General features: G+C 68.4%; 19 protein-coding genes. 11 read left to right on the top strand and 8 right to left on the bottom strand.

The features are described 5' to 3' along the window. Nucleotides 1-35 precede the first annotated feature (35 nt). Both AC5Y4C_RS15330 and AC5Y4C_RS15325 read left to right on the top strand, forming a co-directional pair. The gene (locus AC5Y4C_RS15330) at nt 36-671 is read left to right on the top strand and encodes an O-methyltransferase (protein ID WP_499962048.1); all 636 of its coding nucleotides are present in this window, start codon (nt 36-38) and stop codon (nt 669-671) included. A gap of 2 nt (nt 672-673) precedes the next feature. Then, nucleotides 674-1,180: a DUF6790 family protein gene (locus AC5Y4C_RS15325; RefSeq protein ID WP_499904886.1), complete on the top strand. Its 507-nt coding sequence runs from the start codon at nt 674-676 to the stop codon at nt 1,178-1,180. 60 nt (nt 1,181-1,240) lie between these two features. Here AC5Y4C_RS15325 and ilvD read toward each other — a convergent pair whose 3' ends face one another. Beyond that, nucleotides 1,241-2,959, bottom strand: a complete 1,719-nt coding sequence (gene ilvD, locus AC5Y4C_RS15320; RefSeq protein WP_499904888.1) for a dihydroxy-acid dehydratase — start codon at nt 2,957-2,959, stop codon at nt 1,241-1,243. Nucleotides 2,960-3,006: 47 nt separating this feature from the next. Here ilvD and AC5Y4C_RS15315 point away from each other — a divergent pair, with 47 nt between their 5' ends. The 3 genes from AC5Y4C_RS15315 (at nt 3,007) to AC5Y4C_RS15305 (ending at nt 5,080) form a co-directional block, all read left to right on the top strand. Beyond that, complete coding sequence (locus tag AC5Y4C_RS15315) at nt 3,007-3,579, top strand: DUF305 domain-containing protein (protein WP_499904890.1); 573 nt, start codon at nt 3,007-3,009, stop codon at nt 3,577-3,579. After that, a complete protein-coding gene (ricR, locus tag AC5Y4C_RS15310) occupies nt 3,580-3,870 on the top strand; it encodes a copper-sensing transcriptional repressor RicR (RefSeq protein ID WP_499904894.1) in 291 nt (96 codons plus the stop codon). Between the two features lie 133 nt (nt 3,871-4,003). After that, nucleotides 4,004-5,080 carry a L,D-transpeptidase gene (locus AC5Y4C_RS15305; RefSeq protein ID WP_499961816.1) on the top strand — a complete coding sequence of 359 codons (1,077 nt, stop codon included), beginning with the start codon at nt 4,004-4,006 and terminating at the stop codon, nt 5,078-5,080. A gap of 15 nt (nt 5,081-5,095) precedes the next feature. Here AC5Y4C_RS15305 and AC5Y4C_RS15300 read toward each other — a convergent pair whose 3' ends face one another. After that, complete coding sequence (locus AC5Y4C_RS15300; RefSeq protein ID WP_499961818.1) at nt 5,096-7,069, bottom strand: M13 family metallopeptidase; 1,974 nt, start codon at nt 7,067-7,069, stop codon at nt 5,096-5,098. Between the two features lie 39 nt (nt 7,070-7,108). On the opposite strand from AC5Y4C_RS15300, the gene AC5Y4C_RS15295 reads away from it, so the two are divergent. Then, entirely contained in the window at nt 7,109-7,723 is a 615-nt protein-coding gene (locus AC5Y4C_RS15295; RefSeq protein ID WP_499961820.1) for a hypothetical protein, read from the top strand. Then, entirely contained in the window at nt 7,720-8,427 is a 708-nt protein-coding gene (locus tag AC5Y4C_RS15290) for a hypothetical protein (RefSeq protein WP_499961822.1), read from the top strand. The genes AC5Y4C_RS15295 and AC5Y4C_RS15290 overlap by 4 nt, the downstream gene beginning before the upstream one ends. Here the strand turns inward: AC5Y4C_RS15290 and AC5Y4C_RS15285 are convergent. From AC5Y4C_RS15285 to AC5Y4C_RS15275, 3 genes are read right to left on the bottom strand one after another with little or no spacing between them, the layout of a single operon-like run. After that, complete coding sequence (locus AC5Y4C_RS15285; RefSeq protein WP_499961824.1) at nt 8,396-8,833, bottom strand: CoA-binding protein; 438 nt, start codon at nt 8,831-8,833, stop codon at nt 8,396-8,398. The genes AC5Y4C_RS15290 and AC5Y4C_RS15285 overlap by 32 nt on opposite strands. Nucleotides 8,834-8,863: 30 nt before the next feature. Further along, nucleotides 8,864-9,388 (bottom strand): helix-turn-helix domain-containing protein, encoded by a 525-nt coding sequence (locus tag AC5Y4C_RS15280; protein WP_499904914.1) that lies wholly within the window; start codon nt 9,386-9,388, stop codon nt 8,864-8,866. Continuing rightward, nucleotides 9,385-12,300 (bottom strand): MMPL family transporter, encoded by a 2,916-nt coding sequence (locus AC5Y4C_RS15275; protein WP_500008502.1) that lies wholly within the window; start codon nt 12,298-12,300, stop codon nt 9,385-9,387. The genes AC5Y4C_RS15280 and AC5Y4C_RS15275 overlap by 4 nt, the downstream gene beginning before the upstream one ends. Before the next feature lie 291 nt (nt 12,301-12,591). Here AC5Y4C_RS15275 and AC5Y4C_RS15270 point away from each other — a divergent pair, with 291 nt between their 5' ends. From AC5Y4C_RS15270 to AC5Y4C_RS15255, 4 genes are all read left to right on the top strand, one after another. Next, entirely contained in the window at nt 12,592-13,107 is a 516-nt protein-coding gene (locus AC5Y4C_RS15270; RefSeq protein WP_499961827.1) for a hemophore, read from the top strand. A 126-nt stretch (nt 13,108-13,233) separates the two neighbouring features. After that, on the top strand, nt 13,234-13,581 hold the full coding sequence (locus AC5Y4C_RS15265; protein WP_499904931.1) for a heme-binding protein: 348 nt from the start codon (nt 13,234-13,236) through the stop codon (nt 13,579-13,581). Between the two features lie 84 nt (nt 13,582-13,665). After that, nucleotides 13,666-14,349 (top strand): response regulator transcription factor, encoded by a 684-nt coding sequence (locus AC5Y4C_RS15260; protein ID WP_499906284.1) that lies wholly within the window; start codon nt 13,666-13,668, stop codon nt 14,347-14,349. Between the two features lie 74 nt (nt 14,350-14,423). After that, entirely contained in the window at nt 14,424-15,821 is a 1,398-nt protein-coding gene (locus AC5Y4C_RS15255) for a sensor histidine kinase (protein WP_499961829.1), read from the top strand. On the opposite strand, the gene AC5Y4C_RS15250 is transcribed toward AC5Y4C_RS15255, so the two are convergent. From AC5Y4C_RS15250 to AC5Y4C_RS15240, 3 genes are read right to left on the bottom strand one after another with little or no spacing between them, the layout of a single operon-like run. Continuing rightward, a complete protein-coding gene (locus AC5Y4C_RS15250; protein WP_499962049.1) occupies nt 15,724-16,086 on the bottom strand; it encodes a DUF3054 domain-containing protein in 363 nt (120 codons plus the stop codon). The two genes, AC5Y4C_RS15255 and AC5Y4C_RS15250, sit on opposite strands and share 98 nt — an antisense overlap. Before the next feature lie 26 nt (nt 16,087-16,112). Next, a complete protein-coding gene (locus AC5Y4C_RS15245; protein ID WP_499961831.1) occupies nt 16,113-17,354 on the bottom strand; it encodes a M23 family metallopeptidase in 1,242 nt (413 codons plus the stop codon). Nucleotides 17,355-17,374: 20 nt separating this feature from the next. Further along, nucleotides 17,375-18,493 carry a lysylphosphatidylglycerol synthase transmembrane domain-containing protein gene (locus AC5Y4C_RS15240; protein WP_499961833.1) on the bottom strand — a complete coding sequence of 373 codons (1,119 nt, stop codon included), beginning with the start codon at nt 18,491-18,493 and terminating at the stop codon, nt 17,375-17,377. Nucleotides 18,494-18,502 lie beyond the last annotated feature (9 nt).

Below are 18,502 nucleotides of genomic sequence, written 5' to 3'. Positions count from 1 at the left end.
CCGTGAGTGAGCCCGATCCAGCGGACGTGGACGCGATGTTCGACCGATTGCTGATCGGCGCCGACCCAGTGCTCGACGCCACCCGGGCGGCCACCGCGGCCGCGGGCATGCCGGCGATCGAAGTGTCGGCGCAGCACGGCAAGCTGCTGTACCTGCTGGCGTCGGCAATGCAGGCACGGCGCATCCTCGAGATCGGCACGCTGGGCGGGTTCAGCACAATCTGGCTGGCCCGCGCTGTCGGACCGGCCGGGCGCGTCGTCACCTTGGAGTACGACCCCAGGCATGCCGACGTGGCACGGACCAACCTCGAGCGGGCCGGTGTCGCCGACCGAGTCGAGGTGATAGTCGGCGCTGCCCTGGACACGCTGCCGCGGTTGGCCGGTTCCGAGCCGTTCGACCTGGTATTCATCGACGCGGACAAGGAGAACAACTCCGCATACGTGCAGTGGGCTGTGCAGCTGAGTGCTGCCGGCTCGATGATCGTGGTGGACAACGTCGTTCGGTTCGGGCGCGTGCTCGCCCCGGCCGCCGAGGACCGACAGGCCCAAGGTGTGGTCGACATGCTCACGATGATCGCCGAGCATCCGCAGCTGGACGCGGCGGCCATCCAGACCGTCGGCGTCAAGGGTTGGGACGGGTTTCTGGTGGCTCTCGTGAGGAAGGAGTTGTAGCGGTGAGCACTGTCATCGCGGCTGTTATTGCGCTGATCGGCGGACTCGTTGCGAGTCGACGGCACAAGCACCGGCTGGCTGCCGACGTCCACATGGTGTGGTGGATGGTGTGGGTCGTGGGCATCGCGTCGATCGTCGGCGCGGGTTATCACATCTTCGACGGCCCGCGAACCGCGGAGCTGATCGGCTACACCCGCGGCGACGGTGGATTCCAATGGGAAAACGCGATGGGAGACTTGGCAATTGGTGTCGTCGGGGTGATGGCCTACTGGTTTCGCGGGCACTTCTGGCTGGCCACAATTGTCGTCGTGACGGTGCAGTACGTCGGCGACGCGGCCGGGCACATCTACTTCTGGGTGGCTGAGCACGACACCAAGCCGTACAACATCGGGGTGCCGTTGTGGGCGGACATTGTGGTGCCGATCGTGCTGTGGGCGCTGTACGTGTGGTCGCGCCGGCGCGACGGCGACGCGCTCACTTCGGCGCGAGGGTGCACAGTTGCACACTGATTCGCGGCGTGTCGGTGCGCAGACACGCCCGCTCGCGGGGGCGAGCGGGAGGCAAGCGGGCTAGGTGCAGACGGCGCCTTGGGCTGCCGAGCCGACCAGCTTGACGTACTTGGCCAGCACCCCGCTGGTGTAGCGAGGCGGCAGCGGCGTGAAGCCCTGCTGGCGAGAAGCGAATTCGTCAGGGTCGACGAGCAGGTCGAGCGTGGCGTTGGGCACGTCGAGGCGAATCCTGTCGCCGTCGCGCACGAACGCGATCGGGCCGGCGTCGACGGCCTCGGGGGCGATGTGACCGACGCACAGGCCAGTGGTGCCGCCGGAGAACCGGCCATCGGTGATCAGCAGCACGTCCTTACCCAGCCCGGCACCCTTGATGGCACCGGTGATCGCGAGCATCTCGCGCATGCCCGGGCCGCCCTTCGGGCCTTCGTAGCGGATCACCACGACGTCGCCGGCCTGGATCGTGCCGTCCTCCAAAGCATCCAGCGCCGCCCGCTCACGCTCGAAAACCCTTGCGGTGCCTTCGAACACGTCGGAGTCGAACCCGGCCGACTTGACCACCGCACCATCCGGAGCGAGCGAGCCGTGCAGGATCGTGATGCCGCCGGTCGGATGGATCGGGTTGTCGAGGGCGCGCAGCACCTTGCCGTCGGGGTCGGGCGGGTCGATGTGCCGCAGGTTCTCCGCCAGAGTCTGACCGGTGACGGTCAGGCAATCGCCGTGCAGCAGCCCGGCATCCAACAATGCCTTCATCACCACGGGCACCCCGCCGATGCGGTCGACGTCGAACATCACGTGCTTGCCGAACGGTTTGACGTCGGCCAAATGCGGCACCTTGGCGCCGATCCGGGTGAAGTCGTCCAGCGTCAGCTTCACGTTGGCCTCGAAGGCGATGGCGAGCAGGTGCAGCACGGCGTTGGTGGATCCGCCGAACGCCATCACCACGGCGATCGCGTTCTCGAACGCCTCTTTGGTGAGGATGTCGCGGGCGGTGATGCCGCGGCGCAGCAGCTCGACGACGGCCTGGCCGCTGCGGCGGGCGAACCCGTCGCGGCGCCGGTCGGTGGCCGGCGGGGCGGCGCTGCCGGGCAGCGACATCCCCAGCGCCTCGGCCGCGCTGGCCATGGTGTTCGCGGTGAACATGCCGCCGCAGGCCCCCTCGCCGGGGCAGATGGCCCGCTCGATCGCGTCGACGTCTTCGCGCGACATCAGTCCGCGGGCGCACGCGCCGACGGCCTCGAACGCGTCGATGATCGTGACGTCGCGCTCGGTGCCGTCGGACAATTTCGCGCGGCCCGGCAGGATCGAGCCGGCGTAGAGGAACACCGACGCCAGGTCGAGGCGCGCGGCGGCCATCAGCATGCCGGGCAGGGACTTGTCGCACCCGGCCAGCAGCACCGAGCCGTCGAGCCGCTCGGCCTGCATCACGGTCTCGACGCTGTCGGCGATCACCTCACGGCTCACCAGCGAGAAGTGCATGCCCTCGTGGCCCATCGAGATGCCGTCGGACACCGAGATCGTGCCGAACTCCATCGGGTAGCCGCCGGCGGCGAACACCCCGTCCTTGGCGGCCTTGGCGAGCCGGTCCAGCGACAGGTTGCACGGGGTGATCTCGTTCCACGACGACGCGACACCGATCTGCGGTTTGGCGAAGTCGTCGTCGTCCATGCCGACGGCCCGCAGCATGCCGCGGGCGGCGGCCTTCTCCAACCCGTCGGTGACGTCGCGGCTGCGAGGCTTGATGTCCGGCATGCGTTCAAGTATGCCTTCGACGACGCGCATGCCAGACGCAGCCCATACCCCTCGGGGGTACCGGTTAGAGTGGGAACATGAGGGTGATGACGGCGCTGTGGCTGGGGTTGCTGACGCTCGCCCTCGTCACGGGCTGCGGCGGGAACCAGCACGCCACCTCCACCACCTCGCAGGCCGCCGCCGAGCAGGACCACAACGCCAACGACCTCAGGTTCGCGCGCGACATGATCGCCCACCACGAGCAGGCGCTGCTGATGACGCAGATGGTGCCCACCAACACCTCCAACCAGCAGCTCATCGAGCTGGCCAACCGGATCACCACCAGCCAGCTACCGGAAATCCAGGCGTTCCGGGCGTGGCTGATGCAGTGGGACGCCCCCGGTGACAGCGCCTCCGCCCACGACAACCACAGCGCGCCGATGCCCGGCATGGTCGCGGCGGACACGATCGACAAGTTGAAAGCTGCCAGGGGTGCCGACTTCGACCGGCTCTGGCTGACGTCGATGATCGACCACCACCGCGGCGCGATCGCCATGGCCCAAGACGAGATCGCGCACGGAAAGAACCCGGACGTCATCTATCTGGCTCGGTCGATCGTCACCGCGCAGCAGGCCGAGATCGACCAGATGAAGCAGATGCTGGGAGGGTGAATGGCTGCAGCACAAGGGTATTCGGAGCGCAAGGACGACTACGCCAAACGGCTGCGCCGGATCGAGGGTCAGGTCCGCGGCATCGCGAAGATGATCGAGGACGACAAGTACTGCATCGACGTGCTCACCCAGATCAGCGCGGTCAACAGCGCGCTGCAGGCCGTCGCCCTGGGTCTGCTCGACGAACACCTCAGCCACTGCGTCAGCAATGCCGTCGCGGCCGGAGGGGAGGAGGCCGACGCGAAACTGGCCGAAGCGTCGGCGGCGATCGCCAGGCTGGTGCGGTCCTGAGCTCGCGGGTGTAACGAAATCCCAGCTCACGCGGATGGGCTAGATAGCTGTCGAGCGACGGGGGACCGGCGAGTGATCCGGACGGCCCCGCCCGCTGTGCCACACTGGGGGCACCTGAAGGTCTGGAGGGTTGATGAGTAGACGAGCCGGAGCCGTAGGGCGCTGGGCGTCATGGCAGGGCGTGAGAAAGACCTTGACCTCGGTGTTTTGCGTGGCCGGTGTGGCTGGCGCGGTGCTCGTCGCGACGCCGTCGGCGCTGGCCGAGCCGGATCCCAATCTGCCTCCGCCTCCGCAACCCGTGGACGCCGCCCCCGTCGATCCTGGACCTCCGCCGGCCGATCCGCCCGCAGCCGCGCTGCCGGCAGCGCCGCCGGCCGATCCGCTGGCAGCGCCCGCGCCGCCGCCGGGCGAGTCGGCCACCCCGCCGCCGGTTGACCCGCTCGCGCCACCCGCCGCGATCCCCGAGGGCACGCCCGCCGGCCAGAATCCGACGCCGTTCACCGGTACGCCGCCGTTCCGGCCGCCGACGTTCAACCCCGTCAACGGCGCGATGGTCGGCGTGGCCAAGCCGATCATCATCAACTTCGCGGTGCCGATCGCCGACCGCCCGATGGCTGAGCAGGCGATCCACATCTCGTCGAACCCGCCTGTGCCCGGCCGGTTCTACTGGATGAACGACAGCCAGGTGCGGTGGCGGCCGCTGAAGTTCTGGCCCGCGCGCGCGACCGTGAACATCGACGCGGCGGGCACCAAGTCCAGCTTCCGCACTGGTGACGAGCTGGTGGCGACGGCTGACAATGCCACCCACCAAATGACCATCACCCGCAACGGCAAGGTCGAGAAGACCATGCCGATCTCGATGGGCATGCCAGGTCACGACACCCCGAACGGCACCTACTACGTGCTCGAGAAGTTCCCCGACATCGTGATGGACTCGGCGACCTACGGCGTGCCCAACACCTCGCCGCAGGGCTACAAGGTGCACGTGCAACTCGCGGTGCGTTTCGACAACAGCGGCAACTTCGTGCACAGTGCGCCGTGGTCAGTGAGCGATCAGGGCAAGCGCAACGTCAGCCACGGCTGCATCAACATCAGCCCTGACAACGCGAAGTGGTTCTACGACAACTTCGGCAGCGGCGACCCGATCGTCGTCAAGAATTCCGTGGGCACGCAGAAGCCCGACGGGGCCAACGACTGGCAGCTGTTCTAGACGCGCGCCGACGCGCTAGTTCCAGATGTGCACCCGCTGCTCGGGCTCGAGGTAGAGCGCGTCGGACTCGCTGACGTCGAACGCGTCGTAGAACGCGTCGATATTGCGGACCACGCCGTTGCACCGGAACTCCGGCGGACTGTGCGGGTCGATCGCCAGCCGGCGGATGGCCTCGGCGTCACGTGACTTCGTGCGCCACACCTGTGCCCAACCGAAGAACACGCGCTGCACGCCTGTCAGCCCGTCGATCACCGGCGGCTGCGCGCCGCTCAGCGACAGCTGGTAAGCGAGCAGCGCGATCGACAGCCCACCGAGGTCGCCGATGTTCTCGCCGACGGTGAATGCGCCGTTGACGTGATGTCCGGTGCCGCTCAGCTGGCGCGGCGTGTAGGCGTCGTACTGCTCGATCAAAACCTTTGTGCGCGCGCTGAATTCAGCGCGGTCCTCGTCGGTCCACCAGTCGACGAGGTTGCCGTCGCCGTCGTATTTGGAGCCCTGGTCGTCGAACCCGTGCCCGATCTCGTGGCCGATCACCGCGCCGATGCCTCCGTAGTTGGCGGCGTCGTCAGCGTTGGCGTCGAAGAACGGCGGCTGCAGAATCGCTGCGGGAAACACGATTTCGTTCATGCCCGGGTTGTAGTAGGCGTTGACGGTCTGCGGCGTCATGAACCATTCGTCACGGTCCACGGGCGAGCCCAGCTTGGCCAGCTCGCGGTCGTAATTCACCGTGTAGCCACGACGGAAGTTGCCGTACAGATCCGAGCGGTCCACACGCAGGGCCGAGTAGTCCCGCCACTTGTTCGGATAGCCGATCTTGGGGGTGAACTTCTCCAGTTTCGCCAGCGCGCGCTGACGGGTCTGCGGCGTCATCCAGTCCAGCGACTCGATGCTCACCCGGTATGCCCTGCGCAGGTTGTCCACCAGAACGTCCATGCGCGCCTTGGCTTCCGGGGGAAAGTGCCGCTCGACGTAGAGCCGGCCGACGGCATCGCCCATCAGGTTTTCCACCAACGACACGCCACGCTTCCACCGGTCGCGGATCTGCTCGGTGCCGCTCAAGGTGCGCCCGTAGAACGCGAAGTCCTCGGCGACGAGCTCGTCGGTGAGTAGGAAGGCGCGAGCATGGATCAGCCGCCAGCGCAGCCACGCCCGCCAATCCTCGATGTCCTCGCCCGCCCACAGCGCCGCAAATGCCGTGAGGTAATCCGGTTGGCGCACAACGAGTTCCGCGGTCGCCTCCGGTGTGGTGCCCAACGCGCGAACCCAGCCGGCCCAGTCGAAGCCAGGCGCTTCGTCGGGCAGATCGGAGAACGCACGCAAGTTGTAGGACAGGTCGGCGTCGCGGCGCTTGACCACGTCCCAATGTGCTGCTGCCAGTTTGGATTCCAGCGCTACGATCCGCGCGGCGGTGTCGGCGTGATCGTCGGCGCTACCGCCATACACCAGCGCGAACATCGCGGCGATGTGCCGCGGGTAGGCGGCCAGGATCTGCGCGTGCTGCTCGTCGCGGTAGTAGGACTCGTCGGGCAGGCCCAGCCCGGACTGGCTGACGTGCAACAGATAGCGCGTGGAGTCCTTGGAGTCGGTGTCGACGTACACCCCGGCGCCGCCACCAACGCCGGTGCGCTGCAGCCGCCCGACCAGCGCCGCCAGTGCCGCGGGATCGCCGGCCTGGTCGATGAGCGCCAGCTCGTCACGCAGCGGCGCCAACCCGACCCGCGCCACGGTGTCTTCGTCCATGAAGCTGGCGTACAGATCCCCGATCCGCTGCTCGTCGGTGTCCGGCCGGGGGTCCGAGGCCGCGGCTTGGGTGATGATGTCGCGCACCTGCTCCTCGGCCCGGTCGAACAACTCGCGGAACGCGCCGTCGGTGGCCCGGTCGGCCGGAATCTCGTAGGCGGCCAGCCAGCGTCCGTTGACATGGCCGAACAGGTCGTCTTGCGGGCGAGTCGCCGAATCCACGTACGAAAGATCAATACCGGAGTTCACCGGACCATCCTTCCAGACGACTGAAGTAACCTCGCCTTCGTGCCAGAGGAGTCCGACGCTTCCGAGAACCCTCCCGAGAAGGCACCGGCCCCGCTCGGCCGTGCCCCGGTGTTCACGCCGCTGGGCCTCGCATCGGCCGGGCTCGGTGTGCTCTGCGTCGCCGCGATCGTGCTGACGTCGCTGATCTGGTCCAACCATCGCGACGACGAAGGCGAGCTCGCGTACAAGGCCCGGGTCATGCAGGTGGCCGCCTCATGGGCGGGCGTGCTGATCAACATGAACAAGGACAACATCGACGCCAGCCTGCAGAAGCTGCATGACGGCACCGTCGGGGAGCTCAACACCGAATTCGACAAGGCCATCCAGCCCTACACCAACCTGGTGAAGACGCTGCAGTCCAAGACGACCGGACAGATCAACTCGGCGTCGATCGAGGCGTTCTACCACGACCTGGACCGTCAGCCCGGGACCCCGCCCCGCTCCGAACCGCTGCCGACGGATGTGGCGTCGCGCACCGACACCGTGCTGATTGTCGCCACCTCGGTCAGTGAGAACGCCGGCGCCAAACCGCAGACCGTGCACTGGAACCTGCGGGTGAGCGTGTCGAACGTCGACGGCCAGCTCTTGGTCTCCCACCTGGAGCTGCTGCGATGAGAAACGCGTGGCGCGTGCTCGCGTTCGACATCGCGGCTCCGCTGGCGGCCATCGCAGCGCTGCTGGTGATCGGCTACGCCTTGGACTGGCGGGTCTGGTGGGTGGCGGTGTGCGCGGTGCTGTGCACGCTGATCGTCGAAGCCATGATCGTCAACTTCGTCCTGTTCCGGCGCGACCGGGTGACGTTGGGCACCGACGACGACGGGCCCGGATTGCGTTTGGCGGTGGCAGGGCTGACCACCGCGGCGCTGGTCGCCGCGATGCTGGTGACCTACTCGCAGTGGACCCGGCCCGACCGTGACCTGGCCGCCAGCATGGACCAGGCGGCACGGCTGGGATCGAGGTTCGCCGAGGCGGTGATGACGTTCTCGCCGCAGGATCCGATGGGATCGGTCAACAAGGCCGCCGACCTGATGGAGCAGGACCGGGCGACACGGTTCCGTGACGCGTCAGCCAAGACCGTCGCCGACGAGGCGGCGAAGAAGGTGACGACGCAAGCGCAGACGATTTCCGCGGGTGTCGAAGCGATCAGCTCCGACGACGCCAGCGTCGCGGTGGTGATGCGTGCGACCCGCAGCGTGCCGAACCAGCCCGCCGACAAGGCGGTGATCGCACTGCGAATTACGTTGTCGCACAGCGATGATCAGTGGCGTGTGCTCGATTTCACGCCGATCAACCCCGCCCCGGCCGGCCCGGGCGGATGAGCCGCGCGTGGTCCACCTTCAGGCAGCGGTCCATGACCACCCGCATGCCGGCGGCCTCCGCGTCGCGGGCCAGCTGCTCGTCCCACAGGCCCTGCTGCAGCCAGATGCTCTTGGCGCCCACCGCGATCGCGGCGTCGAGCACCCCGCGTAGCTGATCCGGACGGCGGAATACGTCGACCATGTCCGGCACCACGGGCAGCGCCGCCAGATCCGGGTACACCGGTTGCCCGTCGAGCTCGTCGATCGTGGGGTTCACCGGATAGAGCTGGTAGTCGGTGGCCGATCTCAGGTAGCGGTAGACACCGTTGCTGGGACGCAACGGATCGGGCGACACCCCGACCACGGCGATCGTGCGGGTGTCCTGCAGAAGCTCGCGCAGTGCGTCGTCGTCGGGCTCAGTCCACATTCGGACATCGTATGGGCGGAGCCGACGGAATCACTGCGGGTGGGTGGGGCGGTGAGTCCTCATCTTCGCGAACCGGTCGGCGAGCCGGCGCATCCGGACCATCTGCGACGCCGACGGGCTGACCTCGCCGGCGAGGTAGGCGGCAAGGTCGTCGCCGCTGACACCGATGCGGGACGCGAACTCGCGGGCCGAAAGTCCGGAGCGGTCGATCAACGCCCGGATCTGGCGGGCCACCTCTGCGCGTTCGTCGGCCTCCAGCTGCGCCCGGCTGCGGGCCAGCACCTCGGCGAGCGCGTTGTTGATGCCATATGACGACGTCGTTTCGAGCACCTCCTCGACCTGCCGCGCGGTCCGGCCGAACGGATCTCGTTTGAGCGCCACCACGATGCGCTGCCAGATCGCCAGATCGCCGCTTTCCACCGCGGTCCGGATCGCCGCGGTGGGCCAGAACTCGACGGGCTTGCTCTGGTAGGCGGCCAGCGGCGACGCCTGCGCTGCTCCGGGCAGGCGAATGGTGGTCGCCGCGTCGTCATGCGCATCCAGGGCCAACGTCACCTCGCCTCCTCCAGCATCGCCACGGCCACCGACAGGCATCGCTTCTTGACTTCCGCCCAGTCCACGTCGGGATCCAGCTCGTCGTCCGCCGGCCGGGGGTCGGCCAGCCGGCGCACCAATTGCGTGGCAACCCATTGCGTCCTGGGTTGTTGCCCACAGTAGTACTTATCCATCCCGGCCAGCACTGATGCAGCCGTGCTGGTGTCGATGGCGTCCACCAATTCGGCAAACTCCGCGTAGTCGCGGCGGCTGTTGCGGCACATCAGCAGAAAACCCTTCATGCGCAGCGTCTCCGCGCCCGTCGGAATCTGCAGCCGATCGCCCGTCGGCAACTGGACGTTGGTGGTCTCCACCGGGCTGCGCCGCGCGACGGGCGGGGCCTCGGTGTGGGCGTCGACCTCCAGCGCGTCCAACGCCACCGACAATCTGTCCCGCCACATCGTGACCGGATGCACGCCGCGACCGGCCCACGGCATGCGTTTGCGGCTGCCGCGGTGCCGCAGCGACAACGGCACTGAACCGTTTCGCCGCAGCCCGCTGTGGCCGGCGTCGGGTGCTGGCTCGTCGGGCGCCTCGTCGCGGCGGCCGCACCCGCTGAACGCCAACGGGTCGGCCACACAGACGACGTCGGGCGCGAGGTCTTTGAACTTGGCGGCGGACTTGACCACCATCCGCATGTCGGAGTTGGGCACGCCGAGCGCGGAGATGTCGTCGGGAATGACGACGACGTCGCCGATGTCGACCTTGGGCAGCGGCCGCTCGAAGTCCACCGACGGCAGGATCCGCGCCAGCCAGGCCGGCAGCCACCAGTTCCACTGGGCGAACATCGCCATCAGCGCCGGCACCAGCACCAGCCGCACCACTGTCGCGTCCACCGCGATCGCCACCGCGCACGCCACCCCGAGTTCGGCTACCAGCGGCATGCCCGCGAACGCGAACCCGATGTAGACCGCGATCATGATCAGCGCCGCACTGGTGATGGTCCGGGCGCTGGTGCTCACACCCCATGCGACCGCGTCACGGGTGTTGTTGGTCTGCAGGAAACGTTCGCGGATGCGGGTCAGCAAGAAGATCTCGTAGTCCATCGACAAACCGAAGGTGATCGCCAGCACCAGCGGCGGCACCGAGCTGTCGAGCGACGAAATCGGTTGAAAGCCAAGGTCTTTGAGCCAACCCCACTGGAACACCATCACGATGCTGCCGTAAGCGGCCGCGACCGAGAGCACGGTCATCAGCACGCCCTTGAACGCCAAGAACACCGACCGGATCGAGATCAGCAGCATCACGAACGCGATCGTCGAGACGAACAGGAACACCCACGGCTGGGTCTTTTCCACGCGGTCGTCGAAGTCCTTGATCAGTGCGGTGGGGCCGCCGACGTCGATCCGCGCGTCGGCAGCACCGGGCACCTGTGGAAGCCGATCGCGCATCCAGTCGACGGTCTCGCGGGCGGACATGTCCTCCGGATCCACTGCCAGCACGGCTGACAGCAGCGCGCTGCGGTTGTCGTCGGCGAACACCGGCGGCTGCACGGTGACGATGTTCGGCGCCTCGCGCATCCGCAGGCCGACCGCGTCGACGGCCTGCCGGTGCTCGGCGCTGGTGGCGGCCCCGTCGGGGAACGTCACCAGCACGCGGATCGGGCCGAGCGCCCCGGGTCCGAGCGCGGCCGCGGCCGCGTTGACGCCGCCGCGGATCTCGTGTTCGGGCGAGAACTGGCGCTGCATGCTGTTGGACAACGTCATCGACAACGCCGGAGCGGCCAGGGTCAGCAACACCACCGCGGCGGCCAGCGCCGACGCCCAGGGCCGGCGCATGACGAAGCCGACCCAGCGTGACCAGAACGGCGATTGGGTGGACTCCGGGCGCCGCGACCATTGCAGCAGCCAGGACCGCCGCGCGGCAGCCCGGCCGAACGTCGCCAGCACCGCCGGAATCAGGGTCGTGGACGTCAGCACCGCGACCGCGACCGTCAGCACCGCGCCGGTGGCCATCGACCGCAGCACCGGGGTGTTGATCAGGTAGATGCCGGTAACCGACGCGATCACCGTCAACCCCGACAACACCACGGCAAGGCCCGAGGTGGCCATCGCGGCGTCGGTGGCCTGCTTTGCGTCACGTCCGGCGCGCAGTTCCTCGCGGTAGCGCATCAGGATGAACAGCGAATAGTCCACGGCCAGCGCGATGCCGAACATCGAGACAGTCGGCGTGACGAACACCGACATCGTGGTGAACATCGACAGCAGATAGATCAGCCCCATGCTGACGGCCACCGTGACGATGCCAAGGATCAGCGGCATGGCCGCCGCCGCCAGCGACCCGAACACCGCAAGCAGCACCACCAGGATGATCGGCAGGTTCCACCGCTCGGCCTCGGCGATGTCGTGTTTGGTGTTGGCCTGCGCGGCAGCGCCGAGCGCGCCCTGGCCGATCACGAACAATTCGACTCTGCCGTTGTTCAGTTGACCTGGTCTGTCGCCGTGGACGCCGACTTTGCTGCGCAGCTGCTTGGCGACGTCGACGGCGCCGGAGTTGCCGAAGCCGAGCTTGAGCGAGACCACATAGGGCCGGTCCGGCCGCGGCGGCGGCTGCGCCGGGTTGGGCACCACCGTCACGCTGGGCACTTCGGCGGCCTTCTGCTCCAGCAGAGCCACGGCGGCTTTCATGTCCTCGGCGGTGGCGCCGGGACGCGGGGCGGCGACCAGCGCAAGCGGCGACGCGCCCTGGTCGGGGAAGTGACTCTCGAGTTCCCGCTGCACCCGCAGCGACTGCGAGCCGGCGACCTCGAACCCGCCGCCGGTGAGGTTGCTGGACTGTTGCAACGCGATCAGCACGGCGGGAACCAGGACGAGCAGCCACGTGGTGAACACCGCCCAGCGGTAGCGGCGCAGGTTGCTGCTCAAGCGCATCATGAACTGCTGGATGGCTGTCCCCCGCTTTCTCCCGTGGTCGTGAGCCTACAACAGGATGCTGTGCGGCGACTGCGACTCTGACCTGCGCTTGGACGCTTCGCACGTGGGTTTTCTGCGGCCGGGCCGACGCGGGGGAGACTGCCATGACGTGGGCGTATGTCCTTCGATTGGCGGCCAGCCCACCGCAGGTGGCACCATGTGGATCGGTCGTTTGCTGGCAGCGGTCATCGACGGCGGCGTCGCAGCGATGCGCATTGCCCCGAATGTCCGCGAACTGTGAGGAGCTGTCCCATGAACCCGGCTTCCCCGACTGTGCGCCGTGCCCTTGCCGGCGTCTTCGCGGCCTGCCTGAGCGGTGGTGTCGTGGCGGCGAGCACGGTTCCGTCGGCCACCGCCGCCAACGATCCGTGTGCGGCGAGCGAGATCGCGCGGACCATCGGGTCGGTGGCGACGAACACCGGCAACTATCTGGACGCGCATCCGGCCACCAACACCGCGCTGAGCGCTGCTGCGCAGCAGCAGGGGCCGCAGGCCGTCGCCGCGGTCAAAACGTACATGGACGCCAACCCGCAGGTCAGCAAGGATCTGCAGGCGCTTCAACAACCGCTGCAGGCGCTGGCCGGCAAGTGCCGGCTGCCGATCTCGTTCCCGCAGCTGCTGCAATTCGTGCAGGCAGCTCAGAACGGGGCCGGCTTGCCGGCGGGCGCGCCGACCGCGCCCGGGCCACTGCCGGGACCGGCAGCCACCGCGCCGGTATCGCCGGTCAGCGCACCGAGCAGCGGCGCCACCAGCCCGACTAGTCACTGACCGCCGGCTTTCTTCGTCAGCTTGGCGGCAAGCCAAGAAAGTGGACGTCGATTCTGCTTAGCTTGACTATGTCGATGACCATCAATGGTTACGGTTCACTTGCCACGTGACTGAAGGAGCTATCTGATGACGCTCTCCCGTTGTGCCGCGCGCCGCGCGGTTGCAGGCCTGCTGGGTGCCGGTGCCATCACCGGCGCAGTGCTGCTGGCCGCCGCTCCCACCGCGCTGGCCGACCCACCGCCAGGTTGCACCGCGGCTGACCTCGCTGGTGTGGCGTCGGGCGTCGCGGCGTCCACGTCGGCCTATCTGTTCACCCATCCGGACGTCAACGCGTTCTTCACCGGTCTCAAAGGTCAGCCCAAGAGCGAGATCCGCGACGACGTGCAGAACTACCTCGACGCCAACCCCACCGTGCGGGCCGACCTGCAGGGCATCCGCCAACCGCTCGTCGACCTGAAGAACCGCTGCCAGTAGCCGGTGCGGCCCGAGCTGGGAACCAATCTCCCCGGCGGCGGTCAACCGCCCGCGCGTAACGGCGGCACGGGCCCCCTGGTGTTGATGGTCGACGACGACCCGGATGTGCGGACCTCGGTGGCGCGCGGATTGCGGCATTGGGGCTTCGACGTCCGGGTCGCCGCGACCGGCAAAGAAGCGTTGCGCCTGTTGTCCAGCGAGACCCACGACGCGTTGGTGCTCGACGTGCAGATGCCCGAGTTGGACGGCGTCGCGGTGGTGACGGCACTGCGCGCGCTGGGCAACGACATCCCGATCTGCGTGCTGTCGGCCCGCGACACCGTCAACGACCGGATCCTCGGGCTGGAGGCCGGGGCCGACGACTACCTGACCAAGCCGTTCGACCTCGGTGAGCTGGTCGCGCGGCTGCATGCCCTGCTGCGACGATCGTCGCACTCGGCGCAACGCAGCGAGGACGAGCGCTCCGACGCGATCACGGTCGGCCCGTTGACCATCGACACCGCGCGCCGGCTGGTGTTCGTCGACGGCGAGCGAGTGGAGCTGACCAAGCGGGAGTTCGACCTGCTGGCAGTGCTCGCCGAGAACGCCGGGGTGGTGCTCACCCGTCAGCGGCTGCTCGAACTGGTCTGGGGGTACGACTTCGACGTCGACACCAACGTCGCCGACGTGTTCATCAGCTATCTGCGGCGCAAGCTCGAGCGCGACGGAGTGCCGCGGGTGATCCACACGGTGCGCGGGATCGGATACGTGCTGCGGACGGAGCCGTGAGGCGACCAGAGGATCGCGAGCCGTGAGGCGACCAGAGGATCGCGAGCCGTGAGGCGACCAGAGGATCGCGAGCCGTGAGGCGGATTCGGCTGCGGTCGGTGTCGCTGCGCACCCGGGTGGCCATCGCCGCCGCGCTGGCGGCGGCTGCGGTGGTCGCGTTGTTCGCGATCGTGACGTCGGTGCTGTTGGTGAACAACGATGCGGCCCAGCTGGACCGGCGGCTCGACGCGATCATCGAGACCAGCATCGAGCCGAACCGCAACACAGCTGAACCGCGCGCGATCCTGCAGACGATCCGGTCAAAGAACACACAAGAAGTGTTGTACCGCAATGGTTTTCAGTTGCCACCGCTACCGGTGGGCACCACGACGGTCAGCGTGAACGGGGTGAACTACCGGGTGCGCACCGTCGAACAGGCCCGCCCGGACGGCGACGTGCTGGTGTCCATCGGCATCCGGGTCGACAGCATCCTGCTGGACCGCACGCGAATCCCGTTGTACCTGTTGATGGGTGGAGCCGCGGTGCTGGTGGCGGCCGGGCTGGGCTGGCTTTTCGCCGGGCCTGCGGTGGGCCCGCTGCGGCGGCTGACCGCACACACGCGCAGGCTGGGCAAGGGGAGTGACACGCTGCCGCCGGTGCGGGGCATCCGAGAGGCCGAGGACCTTTCGGATGCGATGACGGACATGCTGCAACGGCTCGCCGCCGCGCAGGAATCGACCACCAATTCGCTGCAGACAGCGCAGGACTTCGCCGCGAACGCGGCGCATGAACTGCGGACTCCGCTGACCGCGATGCGCGCCGACCTCGACACACTGCGCATCCACGACCTGCCCGCCGAAGAGCGTGAGGAGGTGGTCGCCGACCTGTCGCGGGCGCAGCGCAGGGTCGAGGCGATCATCACCGCCCTGGGTCAGTTGGCGTCCGGGCAGCTGGCCCGCGCCGAAGACCGCGAAACGATCGATGTGGCAGACCTTTTGGAGCGGGTGGCCCGCGACAACATGCGACAGTCGCCGCCTGTGCAGATCGAGGTGCGCGCCGACGACGCGGGCGCGATCGTCGGTTGGCCCAGCGGGCTGCGGCTCGCGGTGGACAACCTCGTGCGCAATGCGATCACGCATGGCGAGGCCAGCCGCGTGGTGCTGACCGCACTCCGGCACGGCGAGCGACTCGACATCGTGGTCGACGACAACGGGCGCGGGCTGCCCGCCGAGGAACACCGCGCGGTGCTGGGCCGGTTCACCCGGGGCAGCACGGCCGCGACAGGTGGGTCCGGGCTCGGGCTCGCGCTGGTCGCGCAGCAGGCCGCGCTGCATGGCGGCAGCATCGAGTTGTGCGACGGACCGCTCGGCGGGTTACGGGCGACGCTGACGGTCGCTACCGCGGGCGCGCCGTCGTCCGACGCGCCGTTGCAAGGCCCCGCCAGCCCAGCAGCAGGACGCCGGTCACCAGTGAAGCGACGATCACGAAAGTGACTGCCACACTTGCCGAGTTGACTCTGCGCAGCAGCATTCCCACCGCGACCGTACACACCCAGACGGTCACGCCCGTGGGCACAACGGCCAGCGGAGCCCGCCAGCCGCGGCTGAGTAGCCAGCCGACCGCCGCCCCGGCGAGGAACGGCCATGCCGTCTCGGCGACGCCGGTCACGGTCACGCCCTCGGCATGGCTTCGCCGGCCGACCGCGCAGAACACCAGCACGCACGCCGCATCGGCGGCCAGCGCCCACGGCACCCGCATCACAGCCACCTGGTGAGGCTAGCCTGTCAGCGGCCCGGGTAGCTCATCACGTCGAGGTCCAGCGGCATCGCATACGTCTTGTCTGTGGCCGCGAAGCCCTGCTGCAACGGTGCCGGTCCGCCGGTGCTCACCAACTCGTCGCTGAGCGACGTCAATCGGCCGGTCAGCCGGAACTTGTCGAGCATGAACGGTACTCCGTTGGAGCGCAACGGATCTGGCGTATTCATCACCTGGAAGTGCAGATGTGGCGCGTCGGTGTTGCCGGTGTTGCCCACCGAGGCGATGCTCTGGCCGGTGATGATGCGCTCGCCCGGAGTGACCTTGACGCTGCCCGTCTTCAGGTGTGCGTACAGGACATAGTTGCCGCCGCCGATGTCGACCACCACGTGGTTGCCCGGATACTGCTGCAGCGCCAGGCCGGTCGGCCGGACGCCCGGAACCTGCTCGGGCTGGTCGTTGACGACGGCGACCACCTGGCCGTCGGCGACGGCGTGCACGTCGGCACCGAAGTAGGCATAGCTCGCGGGGTCGCCTTTGTCGCCGTTGAACAGCCGGCCGTCGGGCGTCAGCTGGACGTAGTCGATCGCATACCGCTCGCCCGCCCACAGGGCACCGCTGATCGGGTTGAGCGCCATCCGGTGCGGGTTCATGTCACAGCAGCCGTTCGCGGCAACCCAGCCGTCCCCGGCCAGCGGCGCCGAGACGGTCACCGGCTTGCGGTTGTCCACGGTCGTCGGCGCGATGGTCTCGCTCATCGTCGCCTCGGTGAGCGGCGGTTGGGGCTGGGGCAGCGACAGCGACACGGTGTGGCTGACCGCGGCGGGAATGCTCGCGCCCTCGTCGAGCGCCACGTCGAACCACACCGCCGCGGTCTGGGCCGGCCCGATCGTCGCGGTAGGCGCCGGATTGCCCAGCACCCGCGTCCATGCCGCCACCGCGTCACCGTCGAGGTTCAGCAGCGGTTTGCCGTCCGCGGTCGCTGCCACCGACGTCAGGGTGACGTCTTGCGCCGTCGTGTTGGTCAGCAGCAGTTCGTAAGCCAGGTGCGTCTTGCCGTCGCTGCCGGTCACGGGCATCGGCGGCGCCAGCACCGACCCGATCACCGGTGTGGCGGCCGCGGGGCCGGCGGGTGCGAGTGCCGCCGGTGGTGGACCCGTGGTGACGGTGACGGTCGACGGGGCGGGCGAAGGACTTGACCGCGATCCGGTGCCGCACGACGTGGCGACCAGGACTGCGCAGAGCACCGTCGCCCAAACACGTTGTCGCATGCGGACATCCAAGCACGGCGTCACGACGCGCCGTCGCCGTCGGAGTCGCCGCCTGCCGGCTTGGGCTCGGCGTCGATGCCGCCGCGTTCGGCGGCGTCCGGGTCGATCTGGCTTTCGGTGCGGAACAGAAAGAAGAACAGCACCCACCCGATGACCGCGATGAAGATCCAGCTGATCAGCCGGTAGATCAGCATCGCCGAGATCGCGTCGGGCAGCGACACCCCGCTGGTCACCAGGCCCGGTACCAGCACTGCCTCCACCACCAGCAGCCCGCCGGGCATCAGCGGTATCGACCCGACGGCCCGCGCGGCGGCGTAGGCGACGGTCAATCCGGCCAGCGACGGGTGGCCGCCCGCGGCGAACGTCGCGAACAGCAAGCAGCCCACGTCGGCCACCCAGTTGAACAACGACCAGCCGAAGGCGACCGACAGGTCGCGGCGGCTCAGGCTCACCGACTCGAGTTGGCTCAGCATGGCGCGCCACTTGTCGAGCCCGACGTCATACGGTTTGCCGCGAACCGAATTCACCCACGACAGCGCCCGCACACCGATGCCGTCGATCAGTTCCGGGCGTGACGCCACTGCTTGCGCCAGCATCAGCAGCAGCAGGAAGCCGCCGAGCGTGAAGATCAGCGAGAACGGGTTGTTCTTGGCGCCCAACAGGAACGCGCCGCCAAGCCCGAGCAGCGCCAGCCCGGCCACCTGTAGTGCGCCCGACATCACCAGCTGCCACGAGGCCACCATCGGCGAGGCGCCCCACAGTCGCTGCTGGCGGTAGATGAACGTCGCCGACAGTACCGGTCCGCCCGGCAGTGTGGTGCTCAGCGCGTTGCCGGCGTAGAACGCGGTCTCCGAACGCCACTGTTTGACCACCACCCCGGCCGACCTCAGCAGTGTGCGCTGGATCTGCGCGAAACTGTGCATCGACGCCAGTGCAGCGGCGGCCGCGGCGGCCACCCACCACCACTTCGCCGCCGAGATGCTGCGAAACGCCTGAGCGAGCTGGTCACGCACGAGCACGATCTCGACGAACAGCACCACCGCGGCGATTCCGATGATCGCCCAGCGCAACCACCAGTACTTGCCGCGGGACTGACCTTCGCCGCTACAGGCATCGCTGACCGGGGCGTCGTGCGACACGTGCTACAG

The organism is Mycobacterium sp. NGS35, assembly GCF_059812855.1.
Note: the sequence above shows the minus strand (reverse complement) of the source record. Positions and strands in the feature narration are given on the sequence as shown.

What these genes read in the sequence shown, in the direction of transcription:
- AC5Y4C_RS15330 (WP_499962048.1), top strand. Translation starts at nt 36, where the DNA reads ATGTTCGACCGATTGCTGATCGGCGCCGACCCAGTGCTCGACGCCACC.
- ilvD (WP_499904888.1), bottom strand. Translation starts at nt 2,959, where the DNA reads ATGCGCGTCGTCGAAGGCATACTTGAACGCATGCCGGACATCAAGCCT.
- AC5Y4C_RS15315 (WP_499904890.1), top strand. Translation starts at nt 3,007, where the DNA reads ATGAGGGTGATGACGGCGCTGTGGCTGGGGTTGCTGACGCTCGCCCTC.
- ricR (WP_499904894.1), top strand. Translation starts at nt 3,580, where the DNA reads ATGGCTGCAGCACAAGGGTATTCGGAGCGCAAGGACGACTACGCCAAA.
- AC5Y4C_RS15305 (WP_499961816.1), top strand. Translation starts at nt 4,004, where the DNA reads ATGAGTAGACGAGCCGGAGCCGTAGGGCGCTGGGCGTCATGGCAGGGC.
- AC5Y4C_RS15290 (WP_499961822.1), top strand. Translation starts at nt 7,720, where the DNA reads ATGAGAAACGCGTGGCGCGTGCTCGCGTTCGACATCGCGGCTCCGCTG.
- AC5Y4C_RS15285 (WP_499961824.1), bottom strand. Translation starts at nt 8,833, where the DNA reads ATGTGGACTGAGCCCGACGACGACGCACTGCGCGAGCTTCTGCAGGAC.
- AC5Y4C_RS15275 (WP_500008502.1), bottom strand. Translation starts at nt 12,300, where the DNA reads ATGATGCGCTTGAGCAGCAACCTGCGCCGCTACCGCTGGGCGGTGTTC.
- AC5Y4C_RS15270 (WP_499961827.1), top strand. Translation starts at nt 12,592, where the DNA reads ATGAACCCGGCTTCCCCGACTGTGCGCCGTGCCCTTGCCGGCGTCTTC.
- AC5Y4C_RS15265 (WP_499904931.1), top strand. Translation starts at nt 13,234, where the DNA reads ATGACGCTCTCCCGTTGTGCCGCGCGCCGCGCGGTTGCAGGCCTGCTG.
- AC5Y4C_RS15260 (WP_499906284.1), top strand. Translation starts at nt 13,666, where the DNA reads ATGGTCGACGACGACCCGGATGTGCGGACCTCGGTGGCGCGCGGATTG.
- AC5Y4C_RS15250 (WP_499962049.1), bottom strand. Translation starts at nt 16,086, where the DNA reads ATGCGGGTGCCGTGGGCGCTGGCCGCCGATGCGGCGTGCGTGCTGGTG.
- AC5Y4C_RS15245 (WP_499961831.1), bottom strand. Translation starts at nt 17,354, where the DNA reads ATGCGACAACGTGTTTGGGCGACGGTGCTCTGCGCAGTCCTGGTCGCC.